Below are 17,298 nucleotides of genomic sequence, written 5' to 3'. Positions count from 1 at the left end.
CGGACGAACTGAGGCGAGAGGCGGCCAGCCGCTGCTCAGAAGGGGACGTCGAGTCGCCCCGCAAATCGGTGGCGCTCTGCGTACCAGCTCGAATAGCCTCGCGCGATGATCGATCCCCCAGCGCTCGGCACGGGCTCGCAGTTGCAGTTCATGGCGCCGCTGTCCGCGCAGCGGGCGGCGGATCTGGTGGCCGGGCTGGCCGTCCGCCGACCGGCGACCATCGTCGACGTCGGCTCGGGGTGGGGCGAGTTGCTGCTGCGGTTGCTGACCGCGCTGCCCGAGGCGCAGGGGGTGGCGATCGACACGCACGGCCCGGATCTGGACCGGGGCCGGGCCTCGGCTGAACAGCGCGGCCTGGCCGACCGAGCGTCCTTTGTGGCCGGTGAGGCGGGGCGGCACGCGCAGGCCGCCGACCTGGTGATCAGCATCGGCGCCTATCAGGCCTTCGGCACGATCTCGGAGGCGTTGGCGGAGCTGAGGAAGCTGGTCCACCCGGGCGGGCGGCTGCTGTTCGGCGCAGAGTTCTGGGAGCGGCCGCCGACGGAGGCCGAGCTCGGCCGGATGTGGCCGGGCATCGACGCTGACGCCTGTCTGTACCTCGCGGATCTGGTCGACGCGGCGGTGACCGCCGGGTTCCGGCCGTTGCGGATCGGAACCGCGACCGCGGACGAGTGGGCAGAGTTCGAGTCCGGGCTGGCGGCCGACATCGAGGAATGGATCCTCGATCATCCAGATCATCCCGAGACCGCCGGTCTGCGGGACAAGCTCGACGCACAGCGGTCGATCTGGCTGCGCGGGCATCGCGGGGTGATGGGCTTCGCGTACCTCACCCTGGGCGTGCCGGCTCACGGCGAGCCGTGAGCCGGCGTTCACCGGCTACAGCGCGCCGACCACCCCGATGTGCGTGCGGCGGAACTGCTCGCGCTCGGCCTCGTCGATCAGCGCCCGCGCGAGATCGGGATACGTGACGCTCGCGGTCAGGTCACCCTCCTTGATCTTGTACGCACCGACAGGCTGTCCGCCAGTGTCGAAGTTGCCGGCGGGGCTGACCGCGACCCAGTCGAGGTCGGAGCCGCGCACGATCTCCAAGGCCGCCCGATGTGCCAGCGAGAACGGCTGGAACTCGGCCGGGAACCCGTCCATGTCCATCAGCCGTACGCCGTTGGCGTCGGGCAGCAGCGACGCCAGGCTCATCCAGACGAGCCGGTTGACCCCGGCCTGACCCAACCCGGTGATGAGGCTCTCCGCGGCCGAGCGGAAGAACACCGCGGGATCGGCGGTGGGATCGGCCGCCGCCATGATCGCCACGTCGTGCCCGGCCGCGCCGCCGGCCACGACGGTCGGATCGGTGACGTCGGTGTCCGGCCGGTCGAGCGAGGTGACCTGGTGACCACGGGACTTCGCCTCGGCGGCGGCAGCGCTGCCGGCTTTGCCGTCCGCCCCGAAAACAACGATCTTCAACATGGCGACGACCGTAGTTCCGGGCATGGTTACCGATCGGGTAGCTATCCTCGATCTATGATCCACTCGAAGCCCGACCTGTTCGACGAGCTGTGCCCGTCGGCGTTCCTGCCGGTGCGGATGGATCACAAGTGGGGGCCGCTGGTGCTGGGGACGCTGGAAGCGGGACCGCTGCGGTTCAGCGAACTGCGTACGGTGCTGCACCGGACCAGCCCGAAGGAGCTGACACGGGCGCTGCGTACGCTCGAACGCGACGGGTTCGTGGTCCGCTCCGCGGCCGGTCGCGCCGTCTCCTACGAGCTGACGCCGCTCGGCCGCAGCCTGCTCGGCCCGCTCAAAGCGCTGTACGCGTGGACGGCCGAACATTGGGACGAGATCCTGGACGCCCGCGACCCCGTCGAGGTGTAGTTCGACGGGATCGCGGGACGCGACGTCAGGCCGCCGACACCACGATCGTGCCGTTGGACTGGCGTACGCACTTCACCGAATGCGCACTCGCGGCGTACGCTCCGGCGAGACATTGACCGAGCACGCCGTGCCCGGCCACGTTCGGGTGCCACGACTCCTGGCACGTCTGGAAATACGTGATGCACGTGTCGGCGTACCGCTTGATGTCGAGCTTGTCCTTGCCGGACAGGCTGGTGAGCGGCACACCGGACGGCCCGTCCTGGACGCGTACCGGCGTGGCCAACGCCGTGGCCGGGTTCGTGGCGGCCTCGCAGAGCCGCGCGCCGTCGAAGGCCTGCTGAACGTTGAGATAGACCAGATCATCAGCCGGGAACTCAGCCGCGAGCGTCGTGTACGCGGTCTTGACGATGGTGCCGAGGTTGGCCGAGAACTGGTGGCCGGGCGCGAGGCTGGCCCGGTGGATCGGGCAGCCGGCCGCATAGCGGGCGGCGCCCAGGTCGCGGAACTTGTCCCGGTCGTCCTGGCGACCGTCCGCCTCGACCAGCGAGGGCAGCACGTCGAAGGGCAGCGGGTTGGTGTAATCCTGCAGCACGATCCGGTGCTGGTGGTCGGCGTCGACCTGGTCCAGGACGGTCAGCAGCTGGCGCAGCGCGGTGATCGTCTCGGCGGTCGCGCTGCTCACCTGCGCCGCGGTGGCCAGATCATCAGACGTGCACGGGTCCTGCTCGACCGGCCCGTTGATGTACGCCCAGAACTCCCACCACCCGGTCCAGGCGTCGGCGATGAACCGGTTGGCGCACTTGCTCGCCACATCGCCGAAGCTGAACGAGCTGTTGTTGGAGCCGAGCCCGATGAGTACGAGGTCGATGTCGTTGGTCTGGGCGACCGCGCGCACCTGGTCGATCTGCGACTTGACCGAGCGGCCCTTGTCGCGAGTGGACGAGGCACTGGTGATGTCGTACGGGCGACCGCCCGAGCAGGCCAGGTTGAAGCGGTTCTGAATGCCAGGCAGCGAAGCCTGGAAGATCGACGCGTTCGGCGACCGGTGACAGAAGTACGCGTTCGAGTTCGCGGCCGACCAGCCGGGGAACCCTTGGGACACACCGTTGACGTCGACGACGTTCGAGTAGTTGCCCGCGCCTTCGCCGCTGACGAAGCTGTCGCCCATCACGACGGCGGCGACAGGCAGAGCGTCCAATTCGGCGACGGGGGCGGCCATGGCGCGGGCGGGCACCGTGGCGAGGAGAAGTGCGGCGGCCAACGCCGCTCGGCGAAGGATTGACACAGGGACATCTCCAATGGGGACAGGGTGGCCCACATCGAATCATGAAGAATCTTCACCGTCAACGATTCTCGCCGTTCACGCGAGATCTGTTAATGCCGCCCGCTTCCCGCGTGTCCCACGGTCGTCCGGCCAGGCGTTTCCGATCGGCGCTTGTCTCGCCCCGGCGCGGTCAGTCGTGGCGGATCAGCGCAGTCCCGCCCCCCGCGCGGTCAGGGGCGTCCCACGGGCTCTCCGTGCGATCAGGCGCCTTCGATCGGCGTGACAAGTCCCAACTGCCCGTCGTATCGGCGATAGAGCAGATTGCCCCGCCCGGTCGGCTCGTCGGTGAAGAACACGAACGGCAGCCAGCCTTCGGCCAGCCGAGCCGCCGCCTGACCGACCGTCATCGCCGACGTCTTGCGAGGGTTGACCGTCAACGGCAATGCCGACCGCAGCGACGGCGGCCGCATCGTCCGCTGCCGCGCCAAACACAAGCCGGTCGGCCCCGACCGGTAGACCACCGCGTCCTCGCCGGTCTCGGCATCGGTGTAGAGGTAGACGTCGTAGTCCATCGCACTCAGCGTCGACGCCGCCTGGCACGGCATACCGACATGCAGCCGAACATTCTTGACCCGGGCGACCGTCCCACCACCCGGCAAACCGAGCGCACGCCGCTCGGGATCCGGCCACGGCCACTGCTCCCACGCCGTCGCCAACCGGTGAACCTGCCGATCCAGCCGCGCAGCCGCAGCGGAAATCGCCTCGACCACCGTCCGCCCCGGCACCTGTACGCGAGCCGGCGCGCCATGAACACGCAGGTTCACCTGGACCAACCCCGGACCACCCGCACACGGGCTGCCCGTCACGCGTAGTCGCGCATCGTCGATCACGCCACTGTGATGGGCCAGCACCGCACCGATCATCGCCTCGGCGCAATCGCGCTCGTCGGCTGAGACGCTGCCGTCGACGCGTACCGTCGGCGAAGTCGGTGTGACGGACCCCGGCATGTGTGGACCTCCTGATCATCCGGCCAGCTGGCCTCCAGCGATCAGCCTGCTGGGGGCGGCGCATCGGCGACCAGGGCATAAGGGCCCGACTTGGGGCAGGTCTACGGTCCCGTACGCGGCCTCGTTCGCTCGCGATTCGGCGCGTTCCTCGGTGCAGACAGCGCGAGGTATGGCTCGTGCGTGGCGGCGGCCATCCACGTAGGATTAGGGGGCTCGCTTGCTCGGCGATGGGAAATCAAAGTGATGGAAATCCGCGATCTGGATCTTCATCGGCGCAGGTGAACAAGCCTGCTCCCCGCGCACGCGGGGGTGATCCGGCGGGCACCAAGACGTTCCAGGCCGATCAGCTCTGCTCCCCGCGCACACGGGGGTGATCCGCGAACATCATCGCCGACGGCGAAGATCCAAGGCTGCTCCCCGCGCACGCGGGGGTGATCCCGCCGGGTCGATGATCGCGGCCAGATGGCCATACTGCTCCCCGCGCACGCGGGGGTGATCCGTGGTACTCGACACGCGGCTGGCCACGCAGACTCTGCTCCCCGCGCACGCGGGAGTGATCCTTGCCCAGCTTCAGCCCGGCCCCGTCCCCGAGCCTGCTCCCCGCGCACGCGAGGGTGATCCGGACTTCGTGGGGACGCTCCCGGCCGCGCTGCGCTGCTCCTCGCGCACGCGGAGGTGATCCCGTGTCGAGGTCGCGGATCGTGGCATCGCTGACCTACTACCCGCGCACGCGTGGTGATCCGCGCGGGCGGAGGGCGACCCTTCATCTGTCAGGGTGTCGAGCCGCTTGCGCGGCCCGGCCGGAAGGTGAGGCCGGGCCGCAGTCTCAATCGGACTCGTACGCCAACGTCGTCGTCTCGACCGACATCACCGTTCGCGTCTCGCCATCCGGCGTTGTGGCGGTGACCTGAACCGTCAGCGGAACTAATCCCGCTGGGGGAAGGTCGAAGGTGCCGACCAGCACTCGTCCCCAGCGGTCGCCGTGACCTTCATGATGGGTACGCCGAAGCAGCCCATCCGGCCCGCTAGCCATCAGCTGATAGCTGTCCTCATCGGCCGAAGCCGGCCCCTCTACCACCACGTGCAGAGCGCGCCCATTCTCGAACGCGACCACTAGCGCGAAGATCTCCGGAACGGTCTTAGGCCGGTTGCGCGGGTGATACCAGCTACGGCGCAGAATCGTCATCACGTCAGCCTATGAGCCTTACTCGCAGGGGAAGGTATAGACGCTGCTCCAGATGTAGGTCGGCGTGAACAGGAACCCGTTCGCGGTGCCGTAGCCTTTCGCGACCCAACGGTTGCTCGCGGTCCCGAGGCAGGCCAACTGCTTACCGGTGCCCCAGTTTCTGCGCCGTCGCGTAGCGAGGCGCGAAGCTGTCCTCCAGGACATACCGCGTGTTGTCACCGGTCCCGACGACGGTGTACAGCCAGCCCTGGAACATCAGGTCAACCGGCTTGTCACAGTCGCCGCGAACGCCATAGTGGATCACCTTGTTCGTGCCGGAGTACTGCGGCTCCGGATTGAACGTCATCGCGCACGTAAAGCTGCTGACGACGCCGTTGGCCGTCACCGACGCCGACGATGGACCCGGACCGGGAGCGGGCTTCGCCGTCGCCAGTTGAGCGCCGAGCAAGCCAACCAGCGCGACGACGACTAGCGTGGTCAGACCACGCATGAGTTTGGGGGTGTGCACTCTCGCCTCTCCTTCGTGATGCGGTGCATGGATAGATGCCAGCGCGCGCCCAGGGCAGCACGCATCCCCCGACGCGTCCCTTAGCGCCGGAAGCCTTCATGAGGGGTGGTGCTATTCGGTCTTCTCTGCCGCCTTTACCTTCGGACGACCGCGCCGCGTTGTGCGCGCCACCGGCCGGTCCTGGTTAGTGAGCACCCGCTCCACGATCGCGTTCCGATAGCGCGAGAACGCCATCACCAGTTCGCTCGCGAGTTCCGTGTCTTGCGCGGTCGGCTCGTTCCTGCCGAGTCGCGCTGTGGTCCGCTCAGACCCTCGCCGTGAGCTGCCGATTCAAGGTTTCTGCAAGACCGCCGCAATAGCCCCCCGATACGTTGCCCGGCGTCAGTAGTCAGGCGATGGGCTGCTCGTAGTGGCGAGCAACCCACGGAAAGGACAGATGGCCCATGGGACACACCAGGCTTCGGCGCTGGGCGGTCGCTTCGGCGACGGTCGTCGTTGCGCTAGGCGGCGGCATCCTGATCAGCCCGCCGCCGGCCAGCGCCGCGGCGAGCCGTAGCGGCATCGTGAGCATTGCGAAGCGGGAGAAGAACGACGACTCGCGTAACAAGGAGATCGGCGTCAACTGCACCTACTACGGCGGAGAGATGTTCGGCTGGCCCGCCTGTGGCGGCAGAAGCGGCTGGGGAGGTGGCGGCAGCGCATATGCCTGGTGCGCGGCATTCGCCAAGTACGTCTGGCGTGAAGCCGGCGTGACCACTGGCCTCGGTGCCATCAACGGGTATGCGCAGTCATTCAAGGCGTATGGCGATGACAACGGGACTTACCACGCCCGCAGCACCGGGTATAAGCCCCAGGCCGGTGACGCGGTCGTGTTCGACTGGGACCACAACAGCAGCGACACGAACGCGATCGACCACGTCGCCATCGTCACCAGCTCAGACGACACCGACGTCTACTACATCGGGGGCAACCAGAGCGATGGGATCACGGCGGTCCACAAGAAACGCTCGGACGTCGACATCGTCGGATACATCGAGCCAGTCGGCGTGACCGGCGGGGCGACGCCGCCGGAACGCAGGCTCGGCCATAGCGTCACCGGTGACTCGTACGCCGACCTGGTGGGCCGCAAATCCGACGGCACCCTACTGATGTATTCGAACAACATCGAGCGCGACAACGGCGACCCGTACAGCGGCACCGGCAGCAAAATCGGCACCGGCTGGGGCGGATTCAACCAGATCATCGGAGCCGACGTAACCGGCGACGGATACACCGACCTCGTAGGCCGCAAATCCGACGGCACACTGTGGCTCTACTCCAACAACATCGAGCGCGACAACGGCGACCCCTACAGCGGCACCGGCAGCAAAATCGGCACCGGCTGGGGCGAGTTCAACCAGATCATCGGAGCCGACGTAACCGGCGACGGATACACCGACCTCGTAGGCCGCAAGCCCGACGGCACACTCTGGCTCTACTCCAACAACATCGAACGCGACAACGGCGACCCCTACAGCGGCACCGGCAGCAAAATCGGCACCGGCTGGGGCGGATTCAACCAGATCATCGGAGCCGACGTAACCGGCGACGGATACACCGACCTCGTAGGCCGCAAGCCCGACGGCACACTCTGGCTCTACTCCAACAACATCGAACGCGACAACGGCGACCCCTACAGCGGCACCGGCAGCAAAATCGGCACCGGCTGGGGCGAGTTCAACCAGATCATCGGAGCCGACGTAACCGGCGACGGATACACCGACCTCGTAGGCCGCAAGCCCGACGGCACACTCTGGCTCTACTCCAACAACATCGAACGCGACAACGGCGACCCCTACAGCGGCACCGGCAGCAAAATCGGCACCGGCTGGGGCGGATTCAACCTGATCGTGTAGCGCGAGGCCCGACAGCAACAGGCCGGCTTCCCCCGCGCGCACGCAGGGGAAGCCGGCCCACCTCATAAGCCCTCCGCCCAACAAGACCAAGGCGCTGCGGGTGCCCACGGCAAGAGGCTTGATGTTTCCTGGTCCCACCTGGATTGCCACCGTCGTGCGTCGTCCGCGCGGCTACTCCATTCGGGCCAGTCGCAGCGCGTTGGCGAGTTGATCGAGCGTCGCAGGGGACAACTCCCCCGCCTTCTCAGCCAAGCTCTGCTGTGTCAGCGTCACCAGCCACGTGCAGAAGATGCGGTCTTCGCGGGGAAGCCCCACGCGTACGACACCGCCATGCGTAAGCCCTTCCCAGGCGCCGACGTCGACCTCGATGGCCACACCACCTACGCCGGGTCCGGCTGAGGCGATGACCTGCCGCATCACCCCGGGGTCGGCCGCCTGCTCGCCGGACAGCACCACGAACCCGTGTTTCTCGGGAGCGGTGGCCGGAGCCACGATCTGTATGGCACGCAGCTCCAGGTCCTCATCGCCAGAGAGAAGCACAATGAGGCACTTCTCCCCGACGAAGGCCCACCAGACGTCACCGCGTCGCACTCGTCATCGCCTCCTGGTGGGCTGCGACCGGCTGCTCCCCGACGCAGGTCGCCTGGTCCGCGGTGACAGTATCCCGCGTCCCAGCCAGTATTCCGACCGACGCAGGCGGCCTTATCTGCGGCCACGCAATGAGCCGGCCACACGGTTCAGAGAGCCGAATAGACGGCTGGCACCTCCGCGTCGGCGCCGAACCCCAGTCACCGTGATACGCCCACCGCCAGTGTTGGCCGCGTCCGTTGCTGATCAAATCCCAGATCCACTGGAATCGGTGCCATAAGCAGCGTCATGCGACAGGCCCTCGTTACCTCCCTGGCCCGCGCCGCGAATTGTCCCCCGCTGCCGTCGTCGCCGTTCCTTCGCCAACTCGCGCATCGCCGACTGACCGTCGAGGGCACGCCTACGACGTGCCCAGAGGACTGCGACCGAGACGGCAAGCAGCGCCGCCACAGCACAACTCACCCACACCACAGTCATAGGCACACGCTAACGCCTCGCGTGCCGCTTGCATCTCAGTAGAGCGTAAGCGAATCGGCGACGGGAAGGCGGTCTGATCATCAGCGCGACAGCTGATCGGCCATCGCCACCCTCATCGACCGAAAGACGCTGCCTTCACCTCGTTTCATTGCCTGACGGTCAAGGCGCTGACGCCGCGCGCCGGTCTCATCGATGCGATCGGACGCCCGGGAAGCCCTTAAGCCTTGGTAATCCAGAACCTCAGCCCCAGCGCCTCGTCGCTGAACGACTCGCCGATGCCCGCACCGGCCGCCAAGTCAGTGGCGAGCACCTCCTCGGCGACGAGGGCACGATGTTCCCGCAACGCCTCCGCGGTTTCCTCGGTCGCCTCGTATCGCACCGTGATGCGGTCGGATACATCCAGGCCGCTGGACTTGCGGGCCTCCTGCACCAGCCGGACGACTTCGCGCGCGAGACCGGCCAGCCGCAGGTCCGGCGTGATCTCCAGGTCCAGCGCTACGGTCGCGCCGCCGCCGCTGGCCACCGCCCAGCCCGACCGGGGCGTCTCGGTGATGACGACCTCGTCCGGACCGAGCTCCACGACCGAGCCGTCCACCTCGACCGAAGCGGATCCGCTGGTACGCAAGGAGGCGCTCAGGGCTGCTGCGTCGGCGGCGGCGATCGCGGCGGCCACCGCCTGGACTGTCTTGCCGAACCGCTTGCCCAGCGTGCGGAAGTTGGCCTTGGCGGTCGTGTCGACCAGAGATCCGCCGACGTCAGCCAGCGACTGCACGCTCTGGACGTTCAGCTCGTCGATGATCTGGTCGACCAGGGACTCCGGCAGCTCGGCGAAGCCAGGTGCGGACACCAGGGCCCGCGACAGCGGCTGTCGGGTCTTGACCGACGACTCGGCACGGGCCGTGCGGCCCAGCTCCACCAGGCGGCGTACGAGAGACATGCCGGCCGCCAGGCCGTCGTCGACCAGAGTGGGGTCGGCCGTCGGGTAGTCGGCCAGATGCACCGACTCGGGCGCGGACGGCGTCACCGGAACGACGATGTCCTGCCATACGCGCTCGGCCAGGAACGGCGTGATCGGAGCGAGCAGCTTGGTCACGGTCACCAGCACCTCGTGCAGCGTCGCGAGGGCGGCTTGGTCTCCCCGCCAGAACCGGCGCCGGCTCCGTCGGACATACCAGTTCGACAGGTCGTCGACGAACGCCGCCAGCAGCTTGCCGGCCCGCTGCGTGTCGAACGCCTCCATCGCGGCGTCGACCGCACCCACCAGCGAGTTCAGCTCCGAGAGCACCCAGCGGTCCAGCAGGGGCCGCTCGGCCGGTGACGGATCCGCGGCCGACGGCGACCATCCACCGGTACGCGCATACAGCGCCTGGAAGGCGACGGTGTTCCAGAACGTCAGCAGGATCTTGCGGACGACCTCCTGGATGGTGCTGTGGCCGACGCGGCGCGCGGACCACGGCGAGCCGGCGGCCGCCATGAACCACCGGACCGCATCCGCGCCGTGCTGGTCCATCAGCGGGATCGGCTCGAGGATGTTGCCCAGGTGTTTGGACATCTTGCGGCCGTCCTCGGCCAAGATGTGCCCCAGGCAGACCACGTTCTCGTAGGACGACTTGTCGAACACCAGCGTGCCGACCGCCATCAGCGTGTAGAACCAGCCGCGCGTCTGGTCGATGGCCTCGGAGATGAACTGGGCCGGATACCGCTTCTCGAACAGGTCCTGATTCTTGTACGGGTAGCCGTACTGGGCGAACGGCATCGCACCCGAGTCGTACCAGGCGTCGATGACCTCCGGCACCCGCGTCGCGAGGGCGGCGCACTGCGGGCAGTCGAAGGCCACCTCGTCGATGAACGGCCGATGCGGGTCCAGGTCGGACTGCTCGCGGCCGGTCAGCTCGGTCAGCTGGGCCAGCGAGCCGACACAGGTCAGGTGGCCGGCCTCGCAGCGCCAGATCGGCAACGGCGTGCCCCAGTAGCGGCTGCGGGACAGCGCCCAGTCGATGTTGTTGTTGAGCCAGTCGCCGTAGCGGCCGTACTTGACCGTCTCCGGCTGCCAGGTGGTCTTCTCGTTCTCCCGCAGCAGCTCGTCCTTGATGGCGGTGGTGCGGATGTACCAGGACGGCTGCGCGTAGTACAGCAGCGCGGTGTGGCAACGCCAGCAGTGCGGATAGCTGTGCTCGTAGGGCAGGTCACGGAACAGCCGGCCCCGTTCGGCGAGATCTTTCACCAGCGCCTTGTCGGCCGTCTTGAAGAACACGCCGCCGACCAGGGGCACCCAGTCCTCGAACGTGCCGTCCGGGCGCACCGGGTTCACCATGGGCAGGCCGTGCGCGCGGCTGACCGCGAGGTCGTCGGCGCCGAAGGCCGGCGCGATGTGGACCAGACCGGACCCGTCCTCGACGGTGACGTAGTCGGCCGTCACCACGAAGTTCGCGTCCTCGACCGCCACCAGATCGAACGGCCGCTCGTACGCCCACTGCAGCATCTGCGTGCCGGTGAAGGACTGTTCGACCGACCAGCCCTCGCCGAGCACCTTGCCCACCAGCGGTTCGGCAAGGACCAGGCGCTCGGTGCCGTCGGTGGCGACGACGTAGGTGACGTCCGGGTGGGCGGCGACCGCGACGTTGGAGACCAGCGTCCACGGCGTCGTCGTCCATACCAGCAGGGAGGCGGTCCCGGCCAGCGGGCCGGACGTCAGCGGGAAGCGCACGTAGACCGACGGGTCGACGACGTTCTCGTAGCCCTGGGCCAGTTCGTGGTCGGACAGGCCGGTGCCGCAGCGCGGACACCACGGCGCGACGCGAAAGTCCTGCACGAGCAGGCCCTTGTCGAAGATCTGCTGCAGCGACCACCACACCGACTCGATGTAGTCCGAGTCCATCGTCCGGTACGCGTCGTCGAGGTCGACCCAGTAGCCCATCCGCTCGGTGAGCTGCGCGAAGGCGTCGGTATGCCGGGTCACCGAGGCCCGGCAGCGCGCGTTGAACTCGGCGATCCCGTAGGCCTCGATGTCCTGCTTGCCGGAGAAGCCGAGCTCCTTCTCGACGGCCAGCTCGACCGGCAGACCATGGCAGTCCCAGCCGGCCTTACGGGCGACGTGAAAGCCCTTCATCGTCTTGTAGCGCGGGAAGACGTCCTTGAACACGCGCGCCTCGATGTGGTGGGCGCCGGGCATCCCGTTGGCGGTTGGCGGACCCTCGTAGAACACCCACTCCGGTTTGCCCTGCGACTGGTCGAGGCTGCGCTGGAAGACCTTGCGGTCGCGCCAGAGGTCGAGCACGGCGTGCTCGAGCGCGGGAAGGTCGACCTGGGCGGGCACGGGCTGGTACGGCATCTTTCCTCCGGTCTCGTTCACACGTTCCCGGAGGGACGAGGCGAACCCCGCGGTACCACCCTCCTTGGCCGCAAAGCGGCCCGCTCATTCATGCGGTCGGTTCTACTCGGCCCGGGGGCCTTTCCTCCGACGGCTCTGGGGTGATCTTCACAACGGGCACGCCCCCGGGCTTCCACCGTCCCCGGGTCTCTCTGGGCTGCGTCCGGAGCTACTCGTCCCCATCAACGCCTCGCCTTTGTACCTTAACCCAGTCCGCGGACGCGCTGTTTCCCAGCCCTGCTGTGGGCAGCTCGCTGCCGCTGCCGCCGGGCACCGGCCTCGGCCTGCACGTCCGCGAGCCGGCGACGGTCAGGCCGCCCTGGAAGTGCTCGCCCCAGGACCGATGGCAAGCGGTCGTCAGCCGCTGCGGCAACTTTCTCGGTGGTAGCCACGATGTGATCTGCCGACCGTATCCGTGAGCATCAGGGCATGAGATCGTCGCGCCTGATCGCCGCCGTGGTCGCCGTCGCCCTGCTCGCCACCGTCTCAGCGTGTTCGCACGACGACAAGCCGGACTCGGCGCGGCCGTCGATCGACCCGGCGTCAGCGGCCAAGGTCAGCAAGCTACGCCGACTGCCGTTCGACGCCGACCAGGTAGGCGTACTGGCTGACGAGCTGGCGGCCGCTGGGGTCGGGATCACGCAGGATCCGACGACGCCGAGCGGACCGACGCTCCAGCTGCAGACGGTTCGGCTGACCGGATGGCAGCTGCAGAACATGGCGGCCGAGGCCGCCAACGGCGGCGGCGTACGCGGCGATCTGCTTGCCACGACGGCACCGACCCCGCAGGGAGCACCACCGCTCGGGTACCTGATCGCCGCATGGGCCACCACCTACGACAGCCCTGGCGCGCGGTTCGCATATGCCCTGCTCGGCGAGCGCGACTTCCACCGGCCGGAGCAGATCGTCTTCCCGAACGCGGTGCTCACCCTGTTCCTCGCCGACGCGACGAAGGCGGCGGCCGCCGACGGTGCCAGCGCGGCTTCGCCTGCCATCGGACCCGCCGGACAACCGGTCCTGGCCGGAGGGCTCGCCGGTCCGTGCACCGCCGTGACCAACTTCGTCCAGCGCGCCATCTACTCGGTCGCGAACGTGCTGAAGGTCAACGCGTCCAAGGGAGGCTTCCTCGGCTTCCTCGGCAAGATCTGGAACGCGGCTGTCGACCTGGCGGCCGGGCTGGTCAAAGGTCTCATCGAGACGGTGACCCAGCCGGTGGTGAGTCTGATGGCCAATGTGTTCGGCGTCATCGCCACCATCGAACAGGTCTCCACCTTCCTGACCGTGTGGCGGGCCGTCCTCAGCCCGGATCCGGAGGAGAACCGGTTCGGCGTCGACGCCGAGGTCGTCACCGGCCGGGTCAAGCTCACGATCAGCGACAACAAGCTCCCGATATCGGAGCTGATCCTCGACTGCGCCGACGCGTTCGGGGTCGATCTACGCGAGGTCGGTTCGGCGGCCGGATCGAAACTCGCCTGGGCTGCGATCAATCAGGGTCGGCCGGACCTCAGCAGCAAGAAGTCGGCCGATGGTGAGCTGGGCAAGAACCAGACCGCCGACTACACCTACGCCACCGGCCAGGAGAGTGCGAAACTCGCCGCCGGAGGCAAGGAGCAGGAACGCGGCGGCCTGCTGCAGCTGACCGCGTCGGTCCAGCGCAACGACATCGAGCGAGTGCGCCGGCTGTTCACCAAACTCGTCTTCGATCAGATCCCGGCGGCTGTCCGCGACCTGGTGGAGGCGGTGGCCAAGCCGGTGCTCGACCTGGCGACCCGGCGCCTGGCCGCGCTCACCGATGTCAAAGCCGTCACCTACATCGGCATCCTGTATCACGCCGACAAGCAGCCCACCCCGACGGCGACGACGGGCGGCGGCAAAGGGCTGTCCTGTGGCCCGAACGACGTCGCGCCCGGCCACTACCGACTCGGTCGCAACAAGAAGGATCTCGGCGACGGCACATCCCAGCAGCAGATCCTCGACCTGCAGGTCAGCTCGGACGGTTCGGTCAGCGGCAAGGTGGTGACCTTCACCGACGCGGGGCCAGGCGGATCCATCGAAGTCGGCTGGCAGATCGGGGGCACCGTCGCCGCACCGATGATCACCAAGCTCGTCTACACCATCGACACGCCGGGGATCGGGAAGAAAGATCTTGGCAAGAACGCCTTGAGCGCGCCGTTCGCCGCCGGCGGACCTATCACCGGGGACTGCTCGAATCTGACGTGGAGCATTCCGATGCCCAGCCAGCTCATCGCGATGGTTCCCGATCAGAACGACGAGACCAAGACCTTGCTGACCGGCTGGGACGTGCCGAGATCATAGCGCGACGTGACTCTGCCGTGGGGTGTCGCGGCTCGCGCGGCGTGGAAGATGCCGGTCAATCTCCGGTTCCGCTCCTGTCCAACGGGTGACCCGGCGGAAACGATGATGCGGCACGTTTCGCGCCGCCGCGTACCGCCCGCTGGACCTGTTCGGCGGGAGTTCAGCCCTCTTCTGGAGCGTCGCAGCCAACCTTGGGAGACTCGATGGGTCGCGTGGCCAGGTTCCTGTGTTCAGCCGTGTTCGCCGGTGTCGCGGCGTTGGCCGCCGCCCTCGCCGCCTCGTGGGGCGCGTTGACTGTACTTTCTGGACGGACCGATGTCCTTGGCGCGGTCTCCGGTCGTCTGGCGACGACCGCGCAGGGCGTCTTGACTGCGTTCGGCGCCGCGACCGGCGCCCCGCTGACGGTGGAGATCGCCGGTGTTCCCGTGGCGCTTCCGGTCGATTCCGCGCATCTCGGTCCAGCGTTGCTTCTTCTGCTTGGCCCGCTGACGGCGGCTGTCACGATCGGTTGGCTGGCCGCCAGATCGGCGGCGCGGCATCGATTCCCGTTGGCGCTGACCGTTCCGGTGACAGCGCTGGCGTTCGGGATCGTGGTCGCGGTGGCGATCGGCACGGTCGGGCGGCCCGATGGTGGGCTCATCGCGTACCACGTGGGCATCTGGCCCGCGTTCGGTCTCGCGTTCACCGGGAGTGCGATCGTGGGCGGCGCGGTGGCTGCATGGCGGGCGGCGGCGGTGCGTCGCCGTTCACCGTCGGGTCTACCGCGGACTCGCCGAAGAGTCAGGGCGCTGGTGGTGTCGGTTCTGGTGGGCGGTTCGGTGCTGATGTTCGCGCCCGCGCAGGCCACACCAGGTTCGGCGGGCGTGGTGGCGTACCGGCGGCCGGGGGTTGAGGCGGCGCTGGAGCGGCTGCACGCGGCGAGCCCGGAGACCTGGCGGGTGGCGTACTCGCCAAACCGCGGAGTGCCGTCGACTGTGCAGCTCGACGTTCCGCTCGGCTCCGATGTGCTGACCTGGCTGCGTACCAACTCGCGGCTGTTCGGCTTCCGGGACGTGACGACGGTGCTGCGGCAGACGCTCGACGGACGCGACGACCTGCGCCGGCGGCATGTCTGGTTCCAGCAGGTGGTCGGTGGGATTCCGGTCGAGAACGCCGAACTTGGCGTGCAGCTGGACGAGTCCGGGCGGCGCGTGCAGCTGGTGAGGAACGGTCTGCGACCCGATCTGCTGCCGGACCGTACGCCGGTGGCCCGCGACGCCGGAGCCGCGAGGCGGCGTGCCGGAAAGGATCTGCCGAAGGGTGTGCCGACGCGCGAAACGCGGCTGGTGATGCATCCGCTCGATCGTGCACGTTCCGGAGTCGAGGTGGTCGCGGTTCCGGTGTGGAGTGTCGCCCTCGCCGACGGCGATCGGGGTGTGTCGCTCGAGTATCTCGTGGCGGCGGCCGGGCCTGAGCGGATCGTCCAGGTACGCAACCAGGCGATGCCGGTGCTCCGCCGATACGTCTACGACTTGCAGCACCGGGAGTGGGAGTACGCGTCTGGCGTGTTGCTGCGGCAGGAGAGCGGCCCGCCCAGCTCGATCGCCGACGCCAACGAGGTCTACGACCACAGTGGCGAGACGTATCAGTATTTCCTCCACGCGCTCGCTCAGGACAGCTTCGACGGGCACGGTGCCGACATGTTGGCCAAGGTCCGGTGGGGCGAGGACGTTGGCAACGCGGAGTGGTCCGGCGGTGGCGCCTTCGGATTCACCGCGTTCGGCGACGGCTTCACCAAGCTCGACGTGGTGGCCCACGAATGGACCCATGCGCTGACCCAGATGGTGTTCCAGCGCAACACCGGTGGCGGTGGCCTCACCTACGAGTTCGAATCCGGCGCGCTGAACGAGAGCATCTCCGACTCGTTCGCCGAGCGGATCGAGTCGTACACGCGCGGCTCCAACGACTGGCTCATGGGCGCGGAGCTCAAGGGCGGCGCACTGCGCAGCATGGCGGATCCGGGTAGGTACAAGCAGCCCGCGCACGTGCGCGACTACAAGGAGATGTGCTCCTGGGAGGACGCGGGCGGCGTCCACTCGAACAGCGGCATTCCCAACCACGCGTTCTATCTGATCGCCCAGCAGCAGGGCATCTCGTTCGCCGCGAACCTGCTCTGGTACACGATCGCCGGCGGCGACTTCGGCATGCTGGCCTCCGACTCGTCGTTCGCGGACTTCCGGATCCAGCAGATCGCCACGGCCGAGGCTCTGTATGGCCGAAATTCGCCGTGGTCGCAGACGGTCGAGCAGGCGTGGAGCGCGGTCGGTGTGGAGGACACGACGGTGATCAACCATCCCGACGAGTGCACTTGCGCCGCCACCACCAGCCTCGGCACCAGCGGCGGCGGAACGGGCGGTGGCCCGCTCGCTCAGCAGCTCTACCTCGACCTGCACCGGCTGCTGGCGGTCGCCGGCACCGACGTCTCCGTCTCTCTCCGGCACTATGCGGAGGCGTTCCTGGCCGGCAGCGACCGGATGAGTGAGCTGATGCTGGCGAACGCGGCTCTGAAGAATCAGTTCGCGGCGGTGCTCTACGCCATGCAACCAGTCGTGAAGTCCCTGGCGGACGATTCGTCGCCGCAAGCGACTGTCACCGCCCAGAACGTGGCGCAGGTCAACGCGTTGCTCGACGCGCTCGCGGCGGCGGACTTGGCGGCCGGCGGCCACGATCTGGCCGACCTGCTCGCTGTCGAACGCGCGCAGGTCGATCTCGATGATCTCGTCGGGCTCGACGCCGCACACGCCCGGCAGTTCCTCGACACCGCCTTCGGTGCATGATG

12 protein-coding genes and 1 CRISPR repeat array are annotated in these 17,298 nt (G+C 68.0%); of the genes, 5 read left to right on the top strand and 7 right to left on the bottom strand.

The features are described 5' to 3' along the window. The first annotated feature begins 105 nt into the window (after positions 1-105). Positions 106-861, top strand: a complete 756-nt coding sequence (locus HDA40_RS34550) for a class I SAM-dependent methyltransferase (RefSeq protein WP_253761989.1) — start codon at positions 106-108, stop codon at positions 859-861. A 15-nt stretch (positions 862-876) separates the two neighbouring features. On the opposite strand, the gene HDA40_RS34545 is transcribed toward HDA40_RS34550, so the two are convergent. Continuing rightward, complete coding sequence (locus tag HDA40_RS34545) at positions 877-1,464, bottom strand: NAD(P)-dependent oxidoreductase (RefSeq protein WP_253761988.1); 588 nt, start codon at positions 1,462-1,464, stop codon at positions 877-879. A gap of 54 nt (positions 1,465-1,518) precedes the next feature. On the opposite strand from HDA40_RS34545, the gene HDA40_RS34540 reads away from it, so the two are divergent. Continuing rightward, positions 1,519-1,869: a winged helix-turn-helix transcriptional regulator gene (locus HDA40_RS34540; protein ID WP_253761987.1), complete on the top strand. Its 351-nt coding sequence runs from the start codon at positions 1,519-1,521 to the stop codon at positions 1,867-1,869. A 25-nt stretch (positions 1,870-1,894) separates the two neighbouring features. Here the strand turns inward: HDA40_RS34540 and HDA40_RS34535 are convergent, their stop codons facing one another. From HDA40_RS34535 to HDA40_RS34520, 4 genes are all read right to left on the bottom strand, one after another. After that, complete coding sequence (locus tag HDA40_RS34535) at positions 1,895-3,154, bottom strand: SGNH/GDSL hydrolase family protein (RefSeq protein WP_253761986.1); 1,260 nt, start codon at positions 3,152-3,154, stop codon at positions 1,895-1,897. 239 nt (positions 3,155-3,393) lie between these two features. Beyond that, on the bottom strand, positions 3,394-4,140 hold the full coding sequence (locus tag HDA40_RS34530; protein WP_253761985.1) for a sigma 54 modulation/S30EA ribosomal C-terminal domain-containing protein: 747 nt from the start codon (positions 4,138-4,140) through the stop codon (positions 3,394-3,396). A 288-nt stretch (positions 4,141-4,428) separates the two neighbouring features. Further along, positions 4,429-4,822: direct repeats of the CRISPR family, unit length 28 nt; unit sequence CTGCTCCCCGCGCACGCGGGGGTGATCC. Positions 4,823-4,966: 144 nt separating this feature from the next. Next, positions 4,967-5,326: a hypothetical protein gene (locus HDA40_RS34525; RefSeq protein ID WP_253761984.1), complete on the bottom strand. Its 360-nt coding sequence runs from the start codon at positions 5,324-5,326 to the stop codon at positions 4,967-4,969. A 142-nt stretch (positions 5,327-5,468) separates the two neighbouring features. After that, complete coding sequence (locus HDA40_RS34520) at positions 5,469-5,834, bottom strand: hypothetical protein (RefSeq protein ID WP_253761983.1); 366 nt, start codon at positions 5,832-5,834, stop codon at positions 5,469-5,471. Between the two features lie 443 nt (positions 5,835-6,277). Here HDA40_RS34520 and HDA40_RS34515 point away from each other — a divergent pair, with 443 nt between their 5' ends. Next, positions 6,278-7,729, top strand: a complete 1,452-nt coding sequence (locus tag HDA40_RS34515) for a CHAP domain-containing protein (protein WP_253761982.1) — start codon at positions 6,278-6,280, stop codon at positions 7,727-7,729. A gap of 171 nt (positions 7,730-7,900) precedes the next feature. Here HDA40_RS34515 and HDA40_RS34510 read toward each other — a convergent pair whose 3' ends face one another. Beyond that, a complete protein-coding gene (locus tag HDA40_RS34510; protein ID WP_253761981.1) occupies positions 7,901-8,320 on the bottom strand; it encodes a hypothetical protein in 420 nt (139 codons plus the stop codon). Positions 8,321-9,011: 691 nt separating this feature from the next. After that, on the bottom strand, positions 9,012-12,125 hold the full coding sequence (ileS, locus tag HDA40_RS34505; protein ID WP_253761980.1) for an isoleucine--tRNA ligase: 3,114 nt from the start codon (positions 12,123-12,125) through the stop codon (positions 9,012-9,014). Between the two features lie 468 nt (positions 12,126-12,593). Between ileS and HDA40_RS34500 the strand changes: the two genes are divergently transcribed. Together HDA40_RS34500 and HDA40_RS34495 are read left to right on the top strand one after the other, a co-directional pair. Continuing rightward, entirely contained in the window at positions 12,594-14,480 is a 1,887-nt protein-coding gene (locus tag HDA40_RS34500) for a hypothetical protein (RefSeq protein ID WP_253761979.1), read from the top strand. Between the two features lie 212 nt (positions 14,481-14,692). Then, the gene (locus tag HDA40_RS34495; protein WP_253761978.1) at positions 14,693-17,296 is read left to right on the top strand and encodes a M4 family metallopeptidase; all 2,604 of its coding nucleotides are present in this window, start codon (positions 14,693-14,695) and stop codon (positions 17,294-17,296) included. Positions 17,297-17,298 lie beyond the last annotated feature (2 nt).

The sequence above is a fragment of the Hamadaea flava genome, assembly GCF_024172085.1.
Taxonomy (GTDB): Bacteria; Actinomycetota; Actinomycetes; order Mycobacteriales; family Micromonosporaceae; genus Hamadaea; species Hamadaea flava.
The sequence above is the reverse complement of the archived record's forward strand: the minus strand, read 5'-3'. Positions and strand labels throughout refer to the sequence as shown.